The organism is Microbulbifer maximicatervae (SeqCode) (assembly GCF_052468095.1).
On record NZ_CP174332.1, the window covers coordinates 3,728,547 to 3,748,810 of the forward strand.

Annotated in this window: 23 protein-coding genes; 8 read left to right on the plus strand and 15 right to left on the minus strand. The window is 49.2% G+C overall.

The window, feature by feature from the left end; genetic code table 11:
• Nucleotides 1-4 precede the first annotated feature (4 nt).
• Nucleotides 5-1,690 carry an ABC transporter permease gene (locus tag ACJJIL_RS16305; protein WP_445360225.1) on the minus strand — a complete coding sequence of 562 codons (1,686 nt, stop codon included), beginning with the start codon at nucleotides 1,688-1,690 and terminating at the stop codon, nucleotides 5-7.
• Between the two features lie 122 nt (nucleotides 1,691-1,812).
• Nucleotides 1,813-2,844, minus strand: coding sequence for a Fe(3+) ABC transporter substrate-binding protein (locus ACJJIL_RS16310; protein ID WP_445360226.1), 1,032 nt, complete (start codon nucleotides 2,842-2,844; stop codon nucleotides 1,813-1,815).
• Nucleotides 2,845-2,993: 149 nt separating this feature from the next.
• Here ACJJIL_RS16310 and ACJJIL_RS16315 point away from each other — a divergent pair, with 149 nt between their 5' ends.
• From ACJJIL_RS16315 to ACJJIL_RS16330, 4 genes are all read left to right on the plus strand, one after another.
• Complete coding sequence (locus ACJJIL_RS16315; RefSeq protein WP_413664730.1) at nucleotides 2,994-3,401, plus strand: hypothetical protein; 408 nt, start codon at nucleotides 2,994-2,996, stop codon at nucleotides 3,399-3,401.
• Between the two features lie 130 nt (nucleotides 3,402-3,531).
• The gene (locus tag ACJJIL_RS16320; protein WP_282931601.1) at nucleotides 3,532-3,798 is read left to right on the plus strand and encodes a PepSY domain-containing protein; all 267 of its coding nucleotides are present in this window, start codon (nucleotides 3,532-3,534) and stop codon (nucleotides 3,796-3,798) included.
• A 237-nt stretch (nucleotides 3,799-4,035) separates the two neighbouring features.
• Nucleotides 4,036-5,481, plus strand: a complete 1,446-nt coding sequence (locus tag ACJJIL_RS16325; protein ID WP_445360227.1) for a coniferyl aldehyde dehydrogenase — start codon at nucleotides 4,036-4,038, stop codon at nucleotides 5,479-5,481.
• A 147-nt stretch (nucleotides 5,482-5,628) separates the two neighbouring features.
• On the plus strand, nucleotides 5,629-5,934 hold the full coding sequence (locus ACJJIL_RS16330) for a hypothetical protein (protein ID WP_444932482.1): 306 nt from the start codon (nucleotides 5,629-5,631) through the stop codon (nucleotides 5,932-5,934).
• A gap of 96 nt (nucleotides 5,935-6,030) precedes the next feature.
• Here the strand turns inward: ACJJIL_RS16330 and ACJJIL_RS16335 are convergent, their stop codons facing one another.
• The 6 genes from ACJJIL_RS16335 to ACJJIL_RS16360 all read right to left on the minus strand — a co-directional run bounded on the left by ACJJIL_RS16335 (nucleotide 6,031) and on the right by ACJJIL_RS16360 (nucleotide 9,917).
• On the minus strand, nucleotides 6,031-7,029 hold the full coding sequence (locus ACJJIL_RS16335; protein ID WP_444906122.1) for an AraC family transcriptional regulator: 999 nt from the start codon (nucleotides 7,027-7,029) through the stop codon (nucleotides 6,031-6,033).
• 18 nt (nucleotides 7,030-7,047) lie between these two features.
• Nucleotides 7,048-7,821: an SDR family NAD(P)-dependent oxidoreductase gene (locus ACJJIL_RS16340; protein WP_444894871.1), complete on the minus strand. Its 774-nt coding sequence runs from the start codon at nucleotides 7,819-7,821 to the stop codon at nucleotides 7,048-7,050.
• Between the two features lie 157 nt (nucleotides 7,822-7,978).
• On the minus strand, nucleotides 7,979-8,590 hold the full coding sequence (locus tag ACJJIL_RS16345; RefSeq protein ID WP_445360228.1) for a hypothetical protein: 612 nt from the start codon (nucleotides 8,588-8,590) through the stop codon (nucleotides 7,979-7,981).
• Nucleotides 8,591-8,752: 162 nt separating this feature from the next.
• A complete protein-coding gene (locus ACJJIL_RS16350; protein WP_445360229.1) occupies nucleotides 8,753-9,031 on the minus strand; it encodes a hypothetical protein in 279 nt (92 codons plus the stop codon).
• 20 nt (nucleotides 9,032-9,051) lie between these two features.
• Nucleotides 9,052-9,414 carry a hypothetical protein gene (locus ACJJIL_RS16355; protein WP_445360230.1) on the minus strand — a complete coding sequence of 121 codons (363 nt, stop codon included), beginning with the start codon at nucleotides 9,412-9,414 and terminating at the stop codon, nucleotides 9,052-9,054.
• The gene (locus tag ACJJIL_RS16360) at nucleotides 9,408-9,917 is read right to left on the minus strand and encodes a hypothetical protein (RefSeq protein ID WP_445360231.1); all 510 of its coding nucleotides are present in this window, start codon (nucleotides 9,915-9,917) and stop codon (nucleotides 9,408-9,410) included. Before ACJJIL_RS16360 ends, ACJJIL_RS16355 begins: the two co-directional genes overlap by 7 nt.
• 407 nt (nucleotides 9,918-10,324) lie before the next feature.
• Between ACJJIL_RS16360 and ACJJIL_RS16365 the strand changes: the two genes are divergently transcribed.
• Both ACJJIL_RS16365 and ACJJIL_RS16370 read left to right on the plus strand, forming a co-directional pair.
• Nucleotides 10,325-10,816, plus strand: a complete 492-nt coding sequence (locus ACJJIL_RS16365) for a hypothetical protein (protein WP_445360232.1) — start codon at nucleotides 10,325-10,327, stop codon at nucleotides 10,814-10,816.
• Nucleotides 10,817-10,873: 57 nt separating this feature from the next.
• Nucleotides 10,874-11,896 (plus strand): DUF2806 domain-containing protein, encoded by a 1,023-nt coding sequence (locus tag ACJJIL_RS16370; RefSeq protein WP_445360233.1) that lies wholly within the window; start codon nucleotides 10,874-10,876, stop codon nucleotides 11,894-11,896.
• A gap of 23 nt (nucleotides 11,897-11,919) precedes the next feature.
• On the opposite strand, the gene ACJJIL_RS16375 is transcribed toward ACJJIL_RS16370, so the two are convergent.
• Nucleotides 11,920-12,567 carry a recombinase family protein gene (locus tag ACJJIL_RS16375; RefSeq protein ID WP_445360234.1) on the minus strand — a complete coding sequence of 216 codons (648 nt, stop codon included), beginning with the start codon at nucleotides 12,565-12,567 and terminating at the stop codon, nucleotides 11,920-11,922.
• Nucleotides 12,568-12,814: 247 nt separating this feature from the next.
• Here ACJJIL_RS16375 and ACJJIL_RS16380 point away from each other — a divergent pair, with 247 nt between their 5' ends.
• Nucleotides 12,815-13,405 carry a DUF6338 family protein gene (locus tag ACJJIL_RS16380; protein ID WP_445360235.1) on the plus strand — a complete coding sequence of 197 codons (591 nt, stop codon included), beginning with the start codon at nucleotides 12,815-12,817 and terminating at the stop codon, nucleotides 13,403-13,405.
• A 155-nt stretch (nucleotides 13,406-13,560) separates the two neighbouring features.
• Here the strand turns inward: ACJJIL_RS16380 and ACJJIL_RS16385 are convergent, their stop codons facing one another.
• The 5 genes from ACJJIL_RS16385 to ACJJIL_RS16405 form a co-directional block, all read right to left on the minus strand.
• Complete coding sequence (locus tag ACJJIL_RS16385) at nucleotides 13,561-14,595, minus strand: IS481 family transposase (protein ID WP_444905427.1); 1,035 nt, start codon at nucleotides 14,593-14,595, stop codon at nucleotides 13,561-13,563.
• Nucleotides 14,596-14,870: 275 nt separating this feature from the next.
• On the minus strand, nucleotides 14,871-15,284 hold the full coding sequence (locus ACJJIL_RS16390) for a hypothetical protein (protein WP_445360236.1): 414 nt from the start codon (nucleotides 15,282-15,284) through the stop codon (nucleotides 14,871-14,873).
• 130 nt (nucleotides 15,285-15,414) lie between these two features.
• Nucleotides 15,415-17,055: a chaperonin GroEL gene (gene groL / locus ACJJIL_RS16395; protein ID WP_108732154.1), complete on the minus strand. Its 1,641-nt coding sequence runs from the start codon at nucleotides 17,053-17,055 to the stop codon at nucleotides 15,415-15,417.
• Between the two features lie 48 nt (nucleotides 17,056-17,103).
• A complete protein-coding gene (locus ACJJIL_RS16400; protein ID WP_020412315.1) occupies nucleotides 17,104-17,397 on the minus strand; it encodes a co-chaperone GroES in 294 nt (97 codons plus the stop codon).
• 215 nt (nucleotides 17,398-17,612) lie between these two features.
• The gene (locus ACJJIL_RS16405) at nucleotides 17,613-18,098 is read right to left on the minus strand and encodes an FxsA family protein (RefSeq protein WP_445360237.1); all 486 of its coding nucleotides are present in this window, start codon (nucleotides 18,096-18,098) and stop codon (nucleotides 17,613-17,615) included.
• A 144-nt stretch (nucleotides 18,099-18,242) separates the two neighbouring features.
• Here ACJJIL_RS16405 and cfa point away from each other — a divergent pair, with 144 nt between their 5' ends.
• Nucleotides 18,243-19,391: a cyclopropane fatty acyl phospholipid synthase gene (gene cfa / locus ACJJIL_RS16410; RefSeq protein ID WP_444916332.1), complete on the plus strand. Its 1,149-nt coding sequence runs from the start codon at nucleotides 18,243-18,245 to the stop codon at nucleotides 19,389-19,391.
• Between the two features lie 90 nt (nucleotides 19,392-19,481).
• Here the strand turns inward: cfa and ACJJIL_RS16415 are convergent, their stop codons facing one another.
• Nucleotides 19,482-20,243 (minus strand): SDR family oxidoreductase, encoded by a 762-nt coding sequence (locus ACJJIL_RS16415; RefSeq protein WP_413664719.1) that lies wholly within the window; start codon nucleotides 20,241-20,243, stop codon nucleotides 19,482-19,484.
• Between the last annotated feature and the right edge of the window lie 21 nt (nucleotides 20,244-20,264).

Below are 20,264 nucleotides of genomic sequence, written 5' to 3' on the forward strand. Positions count from 1 at the left end.
GCTATCAGGACAGGGCGGGCGCTTCTGAGTCCGCCACGGCTGTGCGCTCCTCACCTCTGCGCCAACCAATGGAACGGCTTAGTAAAATTACCGGTATCAACCCCACCAGGACAATCAATAAAGCCCCCAGGGCCGAGCGTTCCAGCATCTCATCGGAAGCGAACTGGTAAACATAAGTCGCCAGGGTGTCAAAGCCGAAGGGGCGCAGTAGCAAAGTCGCCGGCAGTTCTTTCATACAATCCACAAAGACCACCAAGCCACCCGTTAGTAGACCTGTGCGCACCAAAGGTAGATGTACAGCCCACAGGGTTTGCCAGCTATTGCGTCCCAGGGAGCGGGCAGCGCGATCCATTGAAGGGGTTACTTTCTCCAGGCTGGATTCTATGGCCCCTGTGGACACTGCCAGGAAGCGCACCGTGTAGGCAAAAATAATGGCGAAAATACTGCCGCTTAACAGCAGCCCTATGGAGACATCAAAGTGTTCACGTAAAAAACCATCCACCGCATTATCAAAAGCGGCCAGGGGAATCAGGACACCAATCGCCAGTACTGCCCCGGGCATTGCATAACCCAGCTTGGAAAAGCCGACCAAGACCCGTACGGATCTTTTGGGTTGCAGCCGCTTACCGTAGGCCAACAGCAGGCCCAGCAGTACAGAGACCAGTGCCGCTGCGATTGACAGCAACAAGCTATTGCTGGCGATCTGTATAAAATCATCGCTCCAGTAACTGGAGAAATTACTGAGTGCGTAACTTCCCAGAACCAGCAGGGGAATAATAAAACCGGCCACCAACAGTAACCCGCAGAACAACAGGGCTACACCGGATCGCCAGCCGTGCAATACATAGCGTTCACGCTGGGAATTTGGCGATTGTACAAAGTGCTTCTGTCTCGCCCGCCCCATTCGCTCCAGCGTAATTAACAGAACAACAAAAATCAGAGTGCTACAGGCAATTTGCGCCGCGCCTCCTAAATTGCCGTGGCTCAACCAGGTATCGTAAATTCCGACACTCAAGGTGCGTACGGCAAAGAAGTCCACTGTGCCGAAATCATTCAGGGTTTCCATCAATACCAGTGATAAACCCACCGCAATTGCCGGGCGTGCCATTGGCAGGGATACGCGCAAGAAGCTCTGCCAGGGCGTACAGCCCAATGACCGGCTCGCGGCACGTATACTGCCACACTGCTCGATAAAGGCTGCCCGCGCGAGCATATAGACATAGGGGAAGAGCACCAGTGACAGCATGGCAATCGCCCCACCCATGCTACGGATCTCCGGAAACCAGTAATCCCTGGCTGTCTGCCAACCAAACCAGGCGCGCAGGGACTTTTGCACAGGGCCCGCATATTCCAGCAAGTCCGTGTAAACGTAGGCAATCACATAGGCGGGAACAGCAAACGGCAATAACAGCCCCCACTCAAACAAACGACGCCCGGGGAACTGGCACATGCTCACCAGCCAGGCACTGCCCACGCCTGTTATCAGCGTTACCAAACCGACACCGCCAGCCAGAATCAATGTGGAGGACACATAGTGAAACAACACCGTGTCCACCAGGTGCGGCCAGATATTTTCTTCAGGGAAAAATGCCAACCAAAAAATGGATAGCACTGGCAGAGCTACCAGAAGGGAGATAGTAGCTACCAATAGCAGCCAGCGGGAAGCTGATAAGTTTGCTCGGTTTAGCATGGATTAAGGAATCAAAAGCTCATTATAAAAGAACGGCCCTGGTCTCTCGACAGGGCCGTTCGAATAAGGCTGAGATAGTGCTGTCAATTTACTCGGCAGCAATTCCCATTCAGTTAACCATTCTAAAAGTCAAAGCGTACTTCATCAACCATGCGGGAAGCTGCTGGAACGTAGGAGCCGATCTCCGTGAGACTCAGATCGTCTTCTTTAAACTCACCCATATACTCCTTAATCAACTCAGAGCGGGCAGTGCCAGGGCGTACCGGGAACTCAAAGTTTTTCTCAGCGTAAGAGTATTGAGCATCGGCGCCGCTGAGGAATTCCAGCAGCTTAACGGCATTTTCACGGTTGGGGGCGTGCTTGGTCAGCGCCGCACCGGAAATAAACATATGGGTACCGCGATCTTTCTGGTTAGGGAAGACCAGGTTTACAGACTTGGCCCAATCCACCTGCTCCGGCTGCTCCTTATTGGTAATCATTTTACCGAAGTAGTAGCTGTTACCCAGGGAAAGGTCGCAGACACCTTCGCTAATAGCTTTAACCTGAGCGCGGTCATTACCCTGGGGCTTACGCGCCAGATTCGCTTTCACACCTTGCAGCCACTCTTTGGTTTCTGCTTCACCGTGATGGGCGATCATGGAGGCGATCAGAGACAGGGTATAGGGGTGCTTGCCGCTACGAGTACAAATTCGGCCCTTCCACTTAGGGTCTACCAACTCTTCGTAGCGAGTAATTTCACCGGGCTTAACGCGGTCTTTGGAGGCGTAGATCAAACGCGCCCGGGTGGTAAGGCCGAACCAGTTGCCGGCCTTATCACGAAATTGTGATGGGATATTGTCTTCCAGAATTTCACTGCTTATCGGTTGGGTCAGCTGCTTATTAAGCAGATCCATCAGGCTGCTGGTATTGGAAGTCAGAACCAGGTCAGCGGGGCTATTGCGCCCTTCCCTTTGCAAACGCTCGTTCAAGCCTTTGCTGGCGTAGACCACTTTGGCCTCAATACCGGTTTTCTCGGTGAACTCCTTTAAGATCGGCTCTATAAGGAAAGGCTGTCGGTAGGAGTAGATATTTACCTGCTCGGCCGCACTGGCACCCACAGCACCCAACAAGCCGGCTACAGCCAGCACTTTTTGAAATAGAGCTCTGGTAGACATTATCGTAGATCACCCTTGGATTAAACGAGAAACATTCTCATTTGATTTAATGGCAATGTCAATAAAAATACATATGACCTAAGGCGATAAGGCAAAGTCGTCAATTTCCTCCTATGCTTAGGCTTGATACCGCCACCCATAGAGGTCCTATGTACCGCTTTGGCCCTTTAATAGCACTGATCTTTGTCCTCTGCAGCTGTGGGGGCCCGAAGGACTCCAAGTCACCTGCAACCCCTCCTGCAGATGAGTCGGCTACCAGCGCCATGAAGGAGCCCATTGCCCCACCGGGCAATGGAGCGGAAGCGGAAAAGAAAGCTGCAGCTATATGCACCCCGGAATGGTTTGCCTGGGTTCAACAGCAAGTGCTTGCCCAGCAAAATGGCGATATGGCGAAACTATACCCGTCCGGTATGCCGACTACCGGTAGTGAGGAATGGTTCACAGCCATCACCCGGCTCAGCAGAGCCAATACCAACGGTCTCAAACCCGGAGGAATGGAGTGGTGCGAGGCAATCCAGAAGCACCTTACCCAGGGCAGCCCACAAAACCCGTTGTAAGTGCCTGGAGACCAAACGCAAACGTATCAGTTTTTATTTTACAGTTTGGAAATACCGATCGCTCGGTTAAGGGAAGATTTGATTCATAGGATACTGCGATTTAGCAAATAGACAGCGAGGTAATAGCACCATGCAACCTATCAGCAAGTTGTTGCTGGCCTTTATCGCCGCAACAGCACTACCCTATGCACTCGCCAAAGAAAAGCCCCCACCCGGAGCTATGGCCCTTTCCACCGTATTGACCAAATTGGAACAGCAGGGCTACACCCCAATTGTTGAGGTCGATCTGGACAAGGGTAAGTGGAAGATTGAAGCCTATAAGGGTGACCAAAAGTACGACTTGCACGTAGACCCCAACTCTGCGGAAGTTTTGTCGGAAAAACCGGACAACGATTAAGGATTACTGTCCTCATTCCGAGCTATCCTGACAGGGCCGGCTGCCAAAGCCGGCCCTAACCTATTCTGCTTGAACATAGTGATGTAATCCGCGCCATAAATTGCGATGGCAAAACAAACTTGGCCATTCCCCGGATAAAATTTGTTCTCCGATCATCAAAGGAATTTACCGGATTGGTCAATCACTCCGATTCAATTTCGTTTAGTCTTTCTGAGATCAACGCCACAGGATAATAAAATGACAACACAAACCCTGACCCGGCAGGATGCAGACAAAGCGGTACTGCAAAACTATCTGGACAAACAGCGCAGTGCCTACCTGGCCAACCCGGCTCCCAGCTATCAGCAACGTGTGCAGGATCTTAGAACCCTTGCCCAGCTCCTGCGTGAACAGCAGGAATCCATTATCCAGGCAATTAGTAACGACTACGGCAATCGAGCCAGGGAAGAGATACTGCTCTACGATATCTACCCAGCGCTCTCCGGCATTAAAGAGACTATCAAGCGCCTAAAGAAGTGGATGAAACCCAGGGGGCGCCATACAGATTTTAAATCCTATCCCCTCTCTAAAAATCGTGTGGTCCCACAACCTCTGGGGGTAATTGGCGTCATAGTGCCGTGGAACTTCCCAATAAACTTAAGCTTTTCACCACTGACCAATATTTTCGCCGCAGGCAATCAGGCGATGGTCAAGATGTCCACCAATTCCAAGCACCTTGCAGAATTACTCAGTAAAGTCTGTGAACAATACTTCCCGGAAGAAAAGCTGGTTTTTATTCCCGATGCCGATGAAATAGGCCCGGTATTTTCCAGCCTTAAATTCGATCACTTAATCTTTACTGGCTCCAGTAATACCGGTCGTGCAGTAATGCGCTCCGCCGCAGAAAACCTAACTCCAGTCACATTGGAGCTTGGAGGTAAATCACCGGCAATTGTTGGCTCGGATTACCCGGTTAAGAAAGCCGCCGAGCAACTAATTTACTGGAAGCTGGTAAACGCCGGGCAGATCTGTGTCAACGTGGATTATCTTTTCTTGCCGGAGGAGCATCTCGAAGAGTTTATCGAGCACGCAAAACATTATGTTCAGAAGCGCTACCCCAACTTAGATGGCCAGGATTACACTTCTATTATCGACGACACATCTTACCAGCGAATCTGGGCAACCCTGGATGACGCCAAGGCTAAGGGTGCTAATGCCATAGATTTAAGTGCTGGCAAATTGGATAGGGACAATAAACTGCGAAAATTCCCTCCGCATATCCTGACCAACGTAGACGGCGAGATGCTGGCAATGCAGCGTGAGATTTTTGGCCCGCTATTGCCGATTATCACTTATTCCAAGCCAGAGGAAGTTATTGATTATATTAATGCTCGCCCCAGACCCCTGGCGATTTACCCTTACACTCACGACAAAACCTTACAAGATTTATATATCAACAAGGTAATGTCTGGAGGCGTGTCGGTAAACAATTGTGTACTGCACGTTGGCCAGCACGATATTCCATTTGGCGGCGTTGGTGAAAGCGGTATGGGTCACTACCATGGCTACGAGGGATTTCTGACCTTCTCTAAACTTCGTCCCATCTTCTATCAGGGCCCAATCGACCTATTAAAATTACTGCGGCCTCCCTATGGCAAACTCTCAACTCGTGTTATCGATTTTATGCTAAAGCTTACACGCTAGGCTCCCTAGGTCCGGCAATATCTGTTGCCGGGCCATTCACTGCTATAATCGCACTCAGGTAAGACCGAAATCACTACAGCCCGCTGGCACTGCGATAATCCCTAGTCCAAACTAATACTATGGCTTGTTAGCAGTATGGAGCCGTAGATGATTTTTCTTACCGCCATAGCTTTAGTTGGCAATCTCACTAACCCAATCCCCCCCGGCCTCGATCCCAATAAACCCGCCCCCATCTACGACAGCCCCGACCTTTACGGAGCAGAACCTTCGGTCATTGCCTTGGACTTATCCACTATTAAAGCGAAACTGTATGGTCTAGGGTTCAACCCCATCACGCATATCGAATTTGTGGGCGGAAGATGGAAAATCCAGGCGGTCTACGGAGGAGAATTGAGGGCTCTGGAAGTGAATCCAGACAACGGAATAATTATTGCTGACCGACCAGCCAATTAATCGCTGTTTACGTGTTAAAACCAAACTTCCTGGGTCAAATTGGTCACATAAATTTACAGTGATATGCAAACATTGGCTTTTTACTAACGGATCTATTCAGTGAATAGAGTCCCGGTATTGCAATGGTGTCATTCCTTTCCAGCCCCGGTAGGCCCGAATAAATGAATTGGGTTCTTTAAATCCCAGCATAAAAGAAATCTCACCCAAATGAAGGCTGGACTTGGCGAGGTAGTGATCAGCCAAACTTGATCTAACTCCCTGCAATACTGTCTGGAAGGATTGATTTTCCTCCCCCAGTTTCCGCTGCAAAGTCCTTTTACTGATAGCCAAGCGTTCAGACACCGCTTCGACAGAACTCTCACCGGCCGGTAGTAACTCCATCAATACTGAACCTACCCGCTCTCCCATTGTGGCTTCGCTATCCAGATCCTTGAGCTGTTGACTCAATTTACCTTCAAAGAAATCCCACATAGGGGCATTGGCAGTCAGAAATGGCTTTTGTGCATCTTGCGCTGAGAAACAAATTCTCACCCGGTCTGACTGCTTAATTGAACAACCAAAAAACTCCCGATAAGGCGTTTGATCTTCAGGCAGCTGCGGTAGTGCCAATTCCAATGGTTGAATTTCCTCCCGGGTTCCCAACCGAGCAAGGCGGATATAGAAAATTAATTCGCTCAGGCCCAAAGCTTCAGGGATATTTCCATCACTTCCATAGCACTCTAAATTGAGCTTGGTGTACTCATCAGTAATATCCAAGTGCAATTCCATGGGACCGATCAGTGGTTTGTATTGCTGTATCCGCAGTAGAGCTTGATTCAGATTTGCACTGCACAGGCTCGCAAATATGGGAGGGTCAAACGACTCAGCCGAAAGGTGCTCCGCCAGTAAAAGTGGTAATGGCCGATCCTTAGAGGCCCGATCAATACCACACCAAAAACGGAAATATTCCACCGGAGAGAGTGTCACAGCCTCCCGCTGTAACAGATCCGCAGGTAACCCGGCATAGGCAAGAGCCAGCGCTGTATCGATATTCATATCGTGTAATATCAACTTCCAGCTGGGAGGTACCAGGAATTTCGCTGCACGTTTGATCATTACCGGACCTGCCTGTAATTAAGACTTTTCCATCGTCTGACGGGAAAACTTCAGTACCATTTTACGGGGCAGTAAAGGCATTATCCAATTCAGAAACAACTTGAGCCGTGTCTCATTAAAAGCAACCAGATCTCCCCGCTCCATTGCCTGATAGCCACATCTGGCAACAGACTCAGCCGAACGGGCATTTTTCCAAATATCGACACCCTGAAGATCACCAGCGGCCACAAACCCTGTTGCAACAGCACCGGGGCACAAAGCCGTTACTGTTACACCTGTGCCTTTCAACTCTTCCGCCAGTGCCTGGCTAAATGAAGTTACATAGGCTTTAGTTGCGTAGTAAACCGCCTGTAAAGGGCCGGGAATAAAAGAGGCTGTAGATGAAACATTAAGAATATGTCCACTATTGCGGCCAACCATCCCCTTTAAATACAGGTGGGTGAGATTGGTAAGGGAAACCATATTCACCTGCATCATACCCTGCTCAGCTTCCAAATCCCTCTGATGGAAAAGACCATGACCACCAAAACCCGCATTGTTAATTAGAGTGCCAATCTCCACACCCTCACTTTGGGTTCGCTCAAAAATTCTCTGCGCGGACATGGGGTCAGAAAGGTCCTCGGCAATAACCATTGCCTGGATACCAAACTCCTTCTCTAGCTGCTGTTTGAGTGCTGAAAGCTTCCCTTCAGACCGGGCAACCAGAACCAAGTTGCCACCCTTAGATGCATGTATCCTGGCCAGTTCAAGGCCGATGCCACCAGAGGCCCCAGTAATAAGTGCCGTTTCCATCTATCTGTCTCCCAAGCGTTAATCTTGAAATCAGTATATGATCAGAAAGCGCCAACTAAGAATCCGATGATGCCAAGTGACTATCCAATCGTGACATCATTGATTAGTAGAGTGTCGGTCTTAGAGTCAAATTATTTAAAAGAAAAAGGTTTTACCCCTACTTCCTCTTACCAATAATTAAGGTATTGTCCTCGACGGAGTAGCTGGGAACATCTAGGTCAGCAATGTACCAGGATTGACTCCTACCATTGAGGTCAAAGATCATATACTTCTCCCAACTCTCCCACTCACTCTCAACACACTGTAGCGCCCCAGCTAAGTCCTGCCCCTCAATAGAAACACCCTCTGACAAATACGTAAATTCAGAACATGGGATTATCGAGCGATAGTAATCACGCTCGGCTAGCCTAGGTACACCATCCTCAGAGTTCACTTGAAGCATAAACACTTTTATTTCATGATCTAGTCGGTCCTGAGCTTTAGGTGGCTGCTTTCCATGTTTTTTAGGTTCAACTAAAACATCAAGTTGCTGTAGAACTTCATCTCTTGGCTTAACAATAATTAAACGATACCACGACCAATCTAGGGAGATGATGGTATCTTCTCTAATATCATCCAGGTCTATATATAAAAAATATTCCCTATCTGCTACTGAGTTTGGAAACAAGGATAAGAAAAATGGAGAACCACCAAGAGCAATACCTGTAGTCACAAGAAAACCCATGCAGCCCCACAAAATCTTTTTTCGAAGCCCATCCATAGCCGACATCCGTAAGTCCTGCTTTTTAAAAAACTAGAAAGCTAGGTTTGTAGTTCAGTAAAGAATTCAAAAAAATTGCAAGCTAAAGACCTCCCCCCATTAGCATCCACCAACGCGTATAGATATAAGAAACCTAGGGGGTGCGGCACAACCACCTGAAAAGGATTGGCCTTAGGGCGCTGCTAAAGCGTAAGCCTTGCGCGAATACTCTTGCATTTGCTTGCGAGCGTTGACACTCAACCCAGAATCGGGGTCCCCCGCTAGGTTGTCGAGAGGTAAAAAGGCATTCAGGCGGGCGGTCACTAAAAAGCGGCGCGCTTGCTGGAGGGGTACTTGTTCAGTCTCGGCGTACCTTTCCGCAAGCTCATCATATTCACCGGCCAGGACTTCTTGAATATATTTAAGCCCTCGCCGGGCTTCTGCTATCAAATTAGTTTCCAGAACTGGCACGGAGCTTCCTCTTTGCTGGCTTATCCCAGGCGCTGCTTGGTGTTATCTATGAACATAAGGTCGACCAGCTCGCCATCAACCATTCCTACCTGTGCCGGTTCGATTTCCTTAACGTAAGCCTCAATAGATTTTCGGGCGATGCTTAAAGCCTCGGCGCTGGGTGGTTCAAACTGAGCGTAGATTTCTTTTACCTTGTTAATATTCTCCTGGTGGCTTAATTCTGGGTCAAAGTAGGTGCCGAGTATGGAGTGAACCAGGGCGTTTACTTCTTCTGCACTGAATTCCGGTTGGTCACTGCTGCTAGAAAATGGGTCAATAAGCACCAGCGCGCCCAGCTCTTCGGGAATCTCTATCAGTTCCCCGGTTCCAATTCGAATCAGCATGGTATTACCTCCAGCTGTTTGGCTAGCTCTCTTTCAAAGACTTTAAATTGTGAGTAACTGGGAAAATCTTTTGTACTCATGGCCCACCCCATGCCGCCATCCACTTCAATACGCGAGATATGTTTGAGGCGGTGTTTTACGTGCTTGTGTATATCGATGGCCTTAGCAGTGTATACACGCTTTTTAAACTCTGCGCCACGCCGCCGCCTTGTGTCGAGGTCATCCGTGAGCAAATAAAATCCAAAGATGGATATTTTGTCGAGATCGGGCAAGATCATCTTGATGGCCGACTGGGCAACAAGCCGCCCCAGGCCGAACGGGTTCACTTTTGCCGCTTTGGCTGCGTCGGTGCTGTTGTTTCTATCAGAGAATTTGAGGCCAACGACATAGCCGTCCACGCCAAAGACAATGTGGTAGCTCACTTCGACGTTAAAGAATGTGCCGCCATAGGTTACAACGTCGGTTTTTGACTTGATTTGATTAAGCTGCGGGTGCCCGGTCATGGCTATCTTCCTTGAAAGCTATCGAAAATCCTTATCGATTAAGACGGAGAATATATTGGGTGTCATGGATTAGCAATTCCAGCGGAGCACCTGGAGCCTTTCTGCCTGCGCCTTCTATTATCCACAGAAGTTGGGGACAAAGCTGTGGGCGATTCCACCAGGTCCCCTTACCACACGCCTTTCTCTGGACTGGCGGATTAATACACACCTCTTCCTCGGCTACCTGCCTCTACAACCTCAAAAGTTGCATATTGGCCACAAAAATTGCCGTTATATATGGCCGTGAGGGCTCGCAACCGGGTACAATTTTGCGTTGAGCAAAGGCAGGGGTCTGCCCGTTTACCAGTTCGGCAGAAGAGCCTAGAAAAATCTGCCGGTTTTATAGCGAAGCAAGAAGCAATTACTTTATGTTTGATGGATCGTGGACTTGGCAGGATTCTATAACCCTTGCGGGCTTTGTATTTACCGTCGTGAGCCTTACATATGCTGTTTATACAGGTCGTAAGATTCGCAGCATAAGGGAGTTTTCGCGATCTGAGGCTTGGAATTTATACGCAAGAGCTAGCAATACAAACGGTCAGCTTCAAAACGCTATCAAGCTTTACAAAAAGCAGCACGAAGACAAGTTAAGCCCGGAGGTGCTAGAAAACCTGGGTTTAGCAAATGGCTTCGGCCAAGACCTGACTCGAGATACTTTGCGGATCATTCAGCTATCAGAGGAGGGGGGGTTTAGCCTGGAAAAAATTAAAAAGTGGAAGGCTGCAGAGAAAATTAAGGGCGATCACGAAACGTTATTCAAAGGAATTGCGATGGACCCTCCCAGGCGGTGGTTTAACTGGTTCAAAAATAAAAAGGAACAACCGTCTCACCTTGAGCCATTAACGGAGCCTACTAGCTAATAGTTTCCAAATAGAATATTTGGGGGCTGGTTTAGATACTGTCGATAAGGGACTAACATGGAATTTAATTGGCCCGGTGAAAAACTGGTTTTAAAGTTGTATGAGAGTTTGGCAGACAATGGAGTCCCAGCACTTCTGGGACCCTGGCAAACGAGGCGCACGGCTGAGGCCGAGGCCGACAAAATGCGGATTCTCGCCCAAGCTGAAAAAGACGCAGCAGCCATAAAGGCAGGGGATGTTACTGTCCAGGTTACCTCTGACACTGCACGCCTAGAACTCACCAGCGAAGAAAAGGGCCGGCCTACCCGGAGAGAGCCGGCGTTAGACCTTGAAAAAATGGCCGCCTCTGTTGCCTCGGCTGAGCTTGCAGACTCCATTCGCAGAGAAGTCAATGCCACTAAAGCCGTTCTTGTCGCCGAGGATATCTTAAGCCGGGATACCCAGGAGCCCTCCGATAACAATATTGATGGAGATTGGTTGCACAGCTGGAGGGATTGTGCGGGCAGAGTTTCTGCTGAGCAGCTGCAAGAGCTTTGGGGTCGGGTTTTGGCTGGGGAAGTTAAGCAGCCCGGCTCTTTCTCAATGAGGACTTTAGAGTTTCTAAAAGGATTATCTAAAAAAGAAGCTGAGCTGATTTCCAGTGCTGCAACATTTGTTATCGGTGAAAAAATTCATAGAGAGAAGAGCGGGTACTTAGCGAAAGCTGGGCTAGATTTCGGCCAATTACTTTACCTACAAGAGATTGGCATTCTGGCAGGAGTGGAATCCTCAAGCCTTACATCGCGCTACGCTTCTACAGTTCCAGGAAGTTTCAGGACAGGATTAAAGTCAGAGAACAGGGGCTTACTAATTAAACATGCAGATGCCAATAAGCACTTGCACATTAGCAGTTACTCTATAACTCAGCTTGGTATGGAGATGCTTCGGCTCTGTAAGGTTGATGTAAATGAGGACTATTTTTGGTCTATTGCTTCAGATATTGCCAACCAAGGTTATCAGGTAACCGCTGTAGAGTTTAATCAGGAAGGTAAGCCTATCAACCCCCAGGAAATCACTCCTAAAGCTCACTCACACGCGTAAATCGCAGGGAGTAAAAGTGCCGCCTAGCTTTCGGCGGCCTCCTCCTTTCTGTATTCGGCCTGTATACGGCACACTTGTGATTTACTGTAACCGGTGGCCCTGACCGTCTCCGCAATACTGAGTCCTTTCTCCTCGCGGAAATACTTCACCAGTTCGTGCCGCTCTCTATCCGCAGGCCTGCCTTGATACTTCCCCGCTTTCTTTGCTGCCTCAATACCCTGACGCTGTCGGTGCTGTCGCGATTCATAATCCTTGCGCGCCATGGCGGCCATTAAATCAATCAGCATATTATTAATGGCTTCCAGTATGGCTTCGATTACTTGGTCACCATTGGAGGCCCGGCCGCGATCCAACGCCAGGTAGGAGGTGGGCACATCCAAGCTCACTATGCGCAGCTTCTTTGCCTGTATCTGGCTTTTCAATTCATTCCAGTCGTCATTGCTTAAACGGGTTAGGCGGTCGATCTGTTCTACTAACAGCACGTCATTAGGTTGGCAGTCTGAAAGTAGGCGGTTTAGTTCGGGCCTCTGCAGAGTGGCGCCGCTTTGATTCTCGACATAGTAAGAGGCTATGCGCTGGCCGTAGGGTTCGACAAAGGCGTCGAGGCTATCGCGGGCGCGGTTGGCGTTTTGCTCTTCGGTGGAGGCTCGCAGGTAGGCGCGAATAAACATAATTATCCCTAATGGTCCCGTTTGGGTTGTCCCATTATATGCTGTCTCTTTTGAGTGGTCGCAAGCTGTTTTTGTGGCTCAGGTTTGGGTGTCTCTTTTTTGGGGGGGGCTTAAAAGGGACAGTTCAGCACTGCGCTGGAGGAACTTTACGTGATGAACTCGTTTAGGACCCAATCTTACTGGATAAACAACAGACAGTGATATAGAAAGGTATTTTTTGAATTAGTTGTTCCACCAAGGGGGAAAAGTGAACATTTGGGAAGATGATAAGATTTTAATATTTATCGCATTCGTGATACCTGGATTCATTTCAATCAAGGTCTATGAGTTGCTTTATCCTTCAGAAATGAAGGACTCATCCAAGCAGTTAGTTGATGCAGTCACCTATAGTTGTATCAACTATTCCATCCTTTTATTCCCAATTTTGCTAGTCGAGTCAAACGACTTTTCTGCTAATCACCCAAACTTATACAAGCTTTTCTATGTATTCGTACTGCTGATATTTCCAGTTTTATTAGTTTTTCTCTGGAAAATGATACGTAATGTGGAACTATTCCAAAAGAATGCGCCTCACCCAATTTCAAAGCCATGGGATTTTGTGTTTTCAAAGCGCAGTAGGTATTGGGTGATAGTTACGTTGAAAAGTGGAGAAAAGATTGCAGGAAAGTATGCAGAGAACTCCTTTACAAGTAGCACGCCTGCAAAAGAGCAAATCTATCTTGAGGAAGCGTGGGTTTTAAATAAAAATGGAGGATTCAAGAGAAGTAGAAATAATACATCAGGAATTCTCGTCATATCAGATGAAATATCAACGATCGAGTTTTTTGAACATGAATAAATATGGAGATTTAACATGAGTGATAAAGGCTGGGGAAATGGTGTCATAAGCACACAAGACGGATATCAACCGATCAAAAAAGGGTATCAGCTGTAGTAGTTCAGACTTGATCTGACAGTTACCGGTTTCTCAGGAGATGCTCTGTCAGGTCAAATTCAGTTTACGAGCTTTTCCTTCCAGATGCTTTTTCCATCTTCAAGAGTTGCTAACGGTGTTCGACCGCAACACTTCTTACCCTGATGAGTTCTCTCATTATTGTAATATGTGAGCCACTCGTCCAGATCCGTTTGTAACTCTTCTATTGATCCATAGATCTTGCGGCGTAATGAGGGTTGGTAGAACTCTTGTAAAATGGTCTTATGGAAGCGCTCACAGATTCCATTAGTTTGTGGATGTCTGGCTTTTGTCTTAGTGTGTTCTATTTCGTTCACACTTAGATATAACTGGTAGTCGTGCTGTTCCAATTTGCCACAATACTCCGTACCGCGATCAGTTAGGATACGCAGCACTGGTAGATCATGTAAGGCATAAAACGGTAGCACACGGTCATTCAGGAGGTCCGCCGCAGTGATTGGCGTTTTGGTGGTGTACAGCTTGCAATGAGCCACCTTTGCATAGGTATCGACATAGGTTTGTTGGTAAACACGTCCGACGCCCTTAAAGGTTCCTACATAGAAGGTATCCTGCGAGCCCAGATAACCTGGGTGTTGAGTATCAATTTCACCGCAGGCTTCATCATCATGCCGTTTTCTCTCCAAAGCCTGAACCTGTGACTCTGTGAGGATCAGTCCCTCCTCAGCGACCTTGGCCTCAAGTGCCTTTAATCGCAATTTGAAGTTAGCCAGGTCATGCCGTAACCAGATACTCCGAACGCCACTAGGGGACACAAATACACCGCGTTTACGCAGTTCATTGGAAACTCGAACCTGCCCATGGGCAGGCTCTTGGAGGGCATAAGTTAACACTGCCTCTTCAATGACTGTGTCAACACGGTTCTTGTGGTTGGGCACACGCCGGTTCTTCTCAAGAAGGGCGTCCACACCGCCACTTGAAACGGCTTCCTTATAGCGATAGAAAGTGTCTCTCGACACACCCAGCATCTTGCAAGCTTTGGAGATATTGCCGAGTTCTTCTGCCAGATTTAGCAATCCGGTCTTGTGTTTGATGATGCGATCATTAGTATGGATCATGGGGTTTATCCTTGGTTTTGCTTTTAGGTTTAGGCACCTTCATCAAAACCGGTAAACCCCTCTTTTTCAAGAGGATGTGTCAGATTTGGTCTGAACTAATACATATCAGCCAACCAAAGGACAGAAACCAACTCCTCCAAAACCACCTCAACCCAATACTGGCAAACCTCCGGCTAAACCGTAGGAAGGTATATTCGGGTAGCCAAAGATGTCTAGCCTTCGGCTACCCCAGCACGTTGCTTGCTGATATGAACAGGACGTCCCACTATCGCTCCTCAAACCGAGTATTGTTCAACTTCACCAGAAACATCATCGGTTGAGCGCCTAGGGAAGGGCTTTGGCTCTCCCAGAATCAGATTTGAAATCAAGAAGTCCAACAACAATACATCATAGCGATTATCAGTCTCTCGATATTGACTCGGATCCCTGTTAACCCGCGTATTTTCTGCAGAGCAACCACTTTCAGTCTCCACCAAGTCAAGTTCATAAATACAAACACCCGTCCAACTTCGACAAAGATAAAAACGCCCATCATGAAAATAGCCGTTCCATTTCTCATCCATGCTTCTCGCAGTCAACCCCTGCTGTAATTGCTTATATTCACCATGAGAAAATTGGCGGTGGTATTCAATCAACTCACTTTTCCCAGAGAGCATCTTGATACTAGAGAACCTATCGCTACCAGTCACTCGCCTACACCCTGAAGATAAAATTGAAAACTATATTGATAACTAAAAGCAGATCCTAGTAAACCACTTTCCACAAGGCAAAAAAAAGCCCCGCAATTGCGGGGCTTTTTAGATAGGCTTTAAGGCCGGCTTACATCATGCCGCCCATACCGCCCATGCCACCCATACCGCTCATGTCAGGAGCAGCCGGCTTGTCTTCCGGAATTTCTGCAACCATGGCTTCGGTGGTGATCATCAGGCCAGCGATAGAAGCTGCCGCTTGCAGAGCAGAGCGGGTTACTTTAGCTGGGTCCAGGATACCCATTTCCAGCATATCGCCGTACTCACCAGTAGCAGCGTTGTAACCGAAGTTGCCTTCGCCTTGCTTGATCTTGTCAACAACTACGGAAGCTTCGTCACCAGCGTTGGAAACGATTTGACGCAGAGGCATTTCCATAGCGCGCAGGGCTGCTGCGATGCCGTGGTTCTGGTCTTCGTTGTCGCCAGTTACAGAAATAACCTGGGTAGCGCGAACCAGAGCGGTACCACCGCCAGGTACTACGCCTTCCTCTACTGCGGCGCGGGTAGCGTGCAGCGCGTCTTCAACGCGGGCTTTCTTCTCTTTCATTTCCACTTCAGTAGCGGCGCCTACTTTGATTACCGCAACACCGCCAGCCAGCTTGGCTACGCGCTCTTGCAGCTTCTCTTTGTCGTAGTCGGAAGAGGACTCTTCGATCTGTGCACGGATCTGGCTAACGCGAGCTTCGATGTCTTTAACATTGCCAGCGCCGTCAACGATTACAGTGTTTTCTTTGGACAGGGTTACGCGCTTAGCAGTACCCAGGTGCTCCAGAGTGGTACCTTCCAGCTCCAGGCCAACCTCTTCAGAAATCACGGTGCCGCCAGTCAGGATAGCGATGTCCTGCAGCATGGCTTTACGACGGTCGCCGAAACCAGGTGCTTTAACAGCAGCAACTTTAACGATGCCGCGCATGCTGTTTACAACCAGAGTTGCCAGTGCTTCGCCTTCTACGTCTTCAGCGATGATCAGCAGCGGCTTGGAAGCTTTAGCTACTTGCTCCAGCAGGGGCAGCAGGTCGCGGATGTTGGAGATTTTCTTGTCTACCAGCAGGATGAACGGATTATCCAGCTCGGCAGTCATGTTCTCTTGGTTGGTAATGAAGTAAGGAGACAGGTAGCCGCGGTCGAACTGCATGCCTTCTACTACGTCCAGCTCGTTTTCCAGGCCGGAACCTTCTTCAACAGTAATAACGCCTTCTTTGCCAACTTTTTCCATGGCTTCAGCAATGATGGTACCAACGCTCTCGTCGCTGTTAGCGGAGATAGTACCTACCTGAGCAATAGACTTGGTGTCAGCACAAGGAGTGGACAGGCCAGCAATGTGGTCAACAGCTGCGGTTACCGCTTTGTCGATACCGCGCTTCAGGTCCATTGGGTTGAAGCCAGCGGCTACGGATTTCAGACCTTCGGTTACGATAGCCTGGGCCAGAACGGTAGCGGTGGTGGTGCCGTCACCAGCGGTGTCAGAAGCTTTGGAAGCAACTTCTTTAACCATCTGTGCGCCCATGTTTTCGAACTTGTCGCTCAGCTCGATTTCTTTCGCTACGGAAACACCGTCTTTGGTTACGGTAGGAGCGCCGAAGGACTTGTCCAGAACTACGTTGCGGCCTTTAGGACCCAGGGTAGTTTTTACAGCGTCTGCCAGGATGTTTACGCCTTTCAGCATTTTCTGACGAGCGTCGTCACCAAAAATTACGTCTTTAGCTGCCATGATTCTTATTCCTCAAATTCTTTTTGCGAGTAAAGTTAAAGGCTGGCCTTAGCCTTCCAACACGCCGTAGATGTCACCTTCGCTCATGATGATCAGCTCTTCGCCTTCCACCTTGAGGGTATTGCTGTCGGCATAGCGACCGAAAACAACAGTGTCACCTACCTTCACAGACAGTGCGCGAACGTCGCCATTGTCCAGCTGCTTGCCCTCACCCACGGCTACCACTTCACCTTGGTTCGGCTTTTCTTTGGCAGCGCCTGGCAGCACGATACCGCCAGCTGACATCGCTTCTTCTTCCTTACGGCGTACTACGACGCGGTCGTGTAAAGGACGAATTTTCATGGATAAGTTCTCCATTGAGTCGTTTTAATGGTTTCCAACATGGGCGGCACTGGCCCTTTGGGCCGGTAACCTCACCCCTCTCTGATCCTCAGAGGCGGGGCTTAATTCTCAGTTGAACCCTATCTATGGGCGGGAATAAGGATTTCAACACCATCAGGTGAAAAAACTGCAAAGCAAATTCTCACGACGGGCATTTTGTCCACTTTTTGATCTAATTAAGGCTTGGGACGCTTATCTTCAACGGAGTGTTTACCTTCTCCCGGACGCTTTTCATCCCGCGAATACTCCCCCTCGATAATGTCGTCACCACGCTTGTGATTTGGCGACTGGTTAAAATTCTGCGGGGGAACCACTTTGACATGGCGAAGGATAAAACCAAGTAACAGGTTCCTGAGCCCCGGAATCAGGCAGATAAAGCCGAAGAAATCAGTGATAAAGCCCGGGGTGAGCAACAGCACACCTCCCACCGCGAGGAATATCCCTTCAACCATCTCTTTGGCGGGAATATTTCCAGCCTGCATCTTCTCCTGGGCCCGCATCAGGGTAGAGATTCCCTGGCGGCGAAGCAGTGTCACTCCTACCACTGCGGTCAAAATGACCAGGCCGATCGTTGGCAAGGCGCCAATTTCATTGCCTACGGCAATCAACACCCACATTTCAAGTACAGGTAGGGCTATAAATAGAAGTAATAATGGGCGCATTGCGGAAATTCCTAGTTAACCAGCTTCGCTGAGAGCCGGGACGATCACGGTTTTTTCAATATGCTGTAGTAAATGGAGTGGGGAGGCAAATTATTCAAGGGCGCCTTATTCCACCCCACAGTAACTGGAGAGAGGAAGGATTGAATGGCAAGCGAGCAACAGGATGCTATAGAAGTGCCAGCCATCGGACGCAGTCGCCACTTAGTGGACGATATATTGGCGAAAGCGGACATTCAAATTAACGGGGAAAGGCCCTGGGACCTGCAACTCCATCGGGAAGCAGCCCTTGATGAGGTCATCGCCCGGCACAGCTTGGGCCTGGGTGAGTCCTATATGCGCGGCGATTGGGATGTCCAAGACCTGGATCAATTCTTCCACCGGCTACTCAGTGCTGAAATTCATCACAGCATCAAGAACTGGCGCTACTTTTGGCGCGCCACACGCAGCTATCTGGTGAATCTACAAAGCAAGAACCGCTCGTTTAATGTGGGAGAGCAACACTACGACCTGGGCAACGAATTCTATAGTGCCATGCTCGACAATCGGCTTACGTACAGCTGCGGCTATTGGAAAGAGGCTGAAACCCTCGACCAAGCCCAGGAAGCCAAGCTGGACCTGATTTGCCGCAAGCTGGAATTGAAACCCGGGATGCGCTTGCTGGATATTGGCTGTGGCTGGGGCAGTCTGGTTAGCTATGCCGCGCAAAAGTATCAAGTGGAGTGTGTTGGAATTACGATTTCCCGAGAGCAAAAAGCCTATGTGACAGAGCGCTATGGTGAACTGCCAATTACTGTCCGCCTTCAGGACTATCGAGAACTCAAAGAACCTTTTGACCGCATCGCCAGCGTAGGGATGTTTGAGCATGTCGGCCGCAAGAACTACCGCACATTTATGGAAACAGCAGCGCGCTGTCTGAACAAAGATGGATTGATGATGCTGCACACGATCGGCAACAACCAGCGCACCGCATCTACGGACTTGTGGACAGAAAAATACATATTCCCAGGTGGTGAGCTACCTTCCGTAGGACAGCTGGGCGACGCGACCGATCGCTTACTAGTGTGCGAAGACCTGCACAACTTTGGATACTACTACGATAAAACCCTGATGGCCTGGCATGAAAACTTTGAGAAAAACTGGCCGCGCTTTGCCGATCGCTACGGCCAGCGCTTCTACAGGATGTGGCGCTACTATCTACTATCTTACGCCGGTGCATTCCGGGGGCGCACACTTCAGCTATGGCAGCTAATGTATTCGAAGTTCCGCGCCGATGGTGTTACGCGTTTGAGTTAAAGCACTATTTGCTGTAAATCCAGAAACTAATTACAGAATCAAAAAAGGGTGAACTCAGTTCACCCTTTTTATGCTGGGGAAGAGGGAAGCTTACAAACGGGCTCCGCCATCAATATCTATCACTCGACCGGTGACGTAGTCGTTCTCCAGAATAAACGCTACTGTCGAGGCGATCTCATCCTGCTCACCCAACCTGCGCAGGGGCACTTGTTTTACCAGACTCTCAAGAATCTCAGGGCGCATTTGCGCAACCATATCGGTGCCGATAAAACCCGGGGCAATCCCGGCAACACGCACGCCGTAGCGCGCCAGTTCGCGTGCCCAGGATACCGTCATCGCTGCAACACCCGCTTTACTGGCGGAGTAGTTGGTCTGCCCCATATTGCCCGCACGGGACAAACTGGAGATATTGACCATCACCCCACCCTTGCCGCTTTCCGCCATAATGCCCGCTGCAGCACGGCCGCAAAGGAATACACCGGTAAGGTTCACATCGATCACAGACTGCCACTGTGCCAGGGACATGCGATCTGTCACTTTGCCGTCTTTACACTTGAGCAACATGCCATCGCGCATAATGCCGGCGTTATTAACCAGAACCTGGAGTCCGCCAAAGTCTGCTGCGATTTTCGCAAAACCGGAGTCCACCGCTTCTTCATCGGCAACATTGATCAAGTAGCTGCGAGCCTCTGCACCGAGCTTTTCACAAGCTGCAACGCTGTCTTTCAGGCCTTCCTCATTAACATCGATCAGGGCCAGGCGGGCGCCCCGCGCAGCCAGATACTCGGCCATAGCTCGGCCCAACCCCTGGCCCGCACCGGTAATCGCAACAATACTGTCAGCGATTTGCATATTGAACTCCTCGTCGTCGCT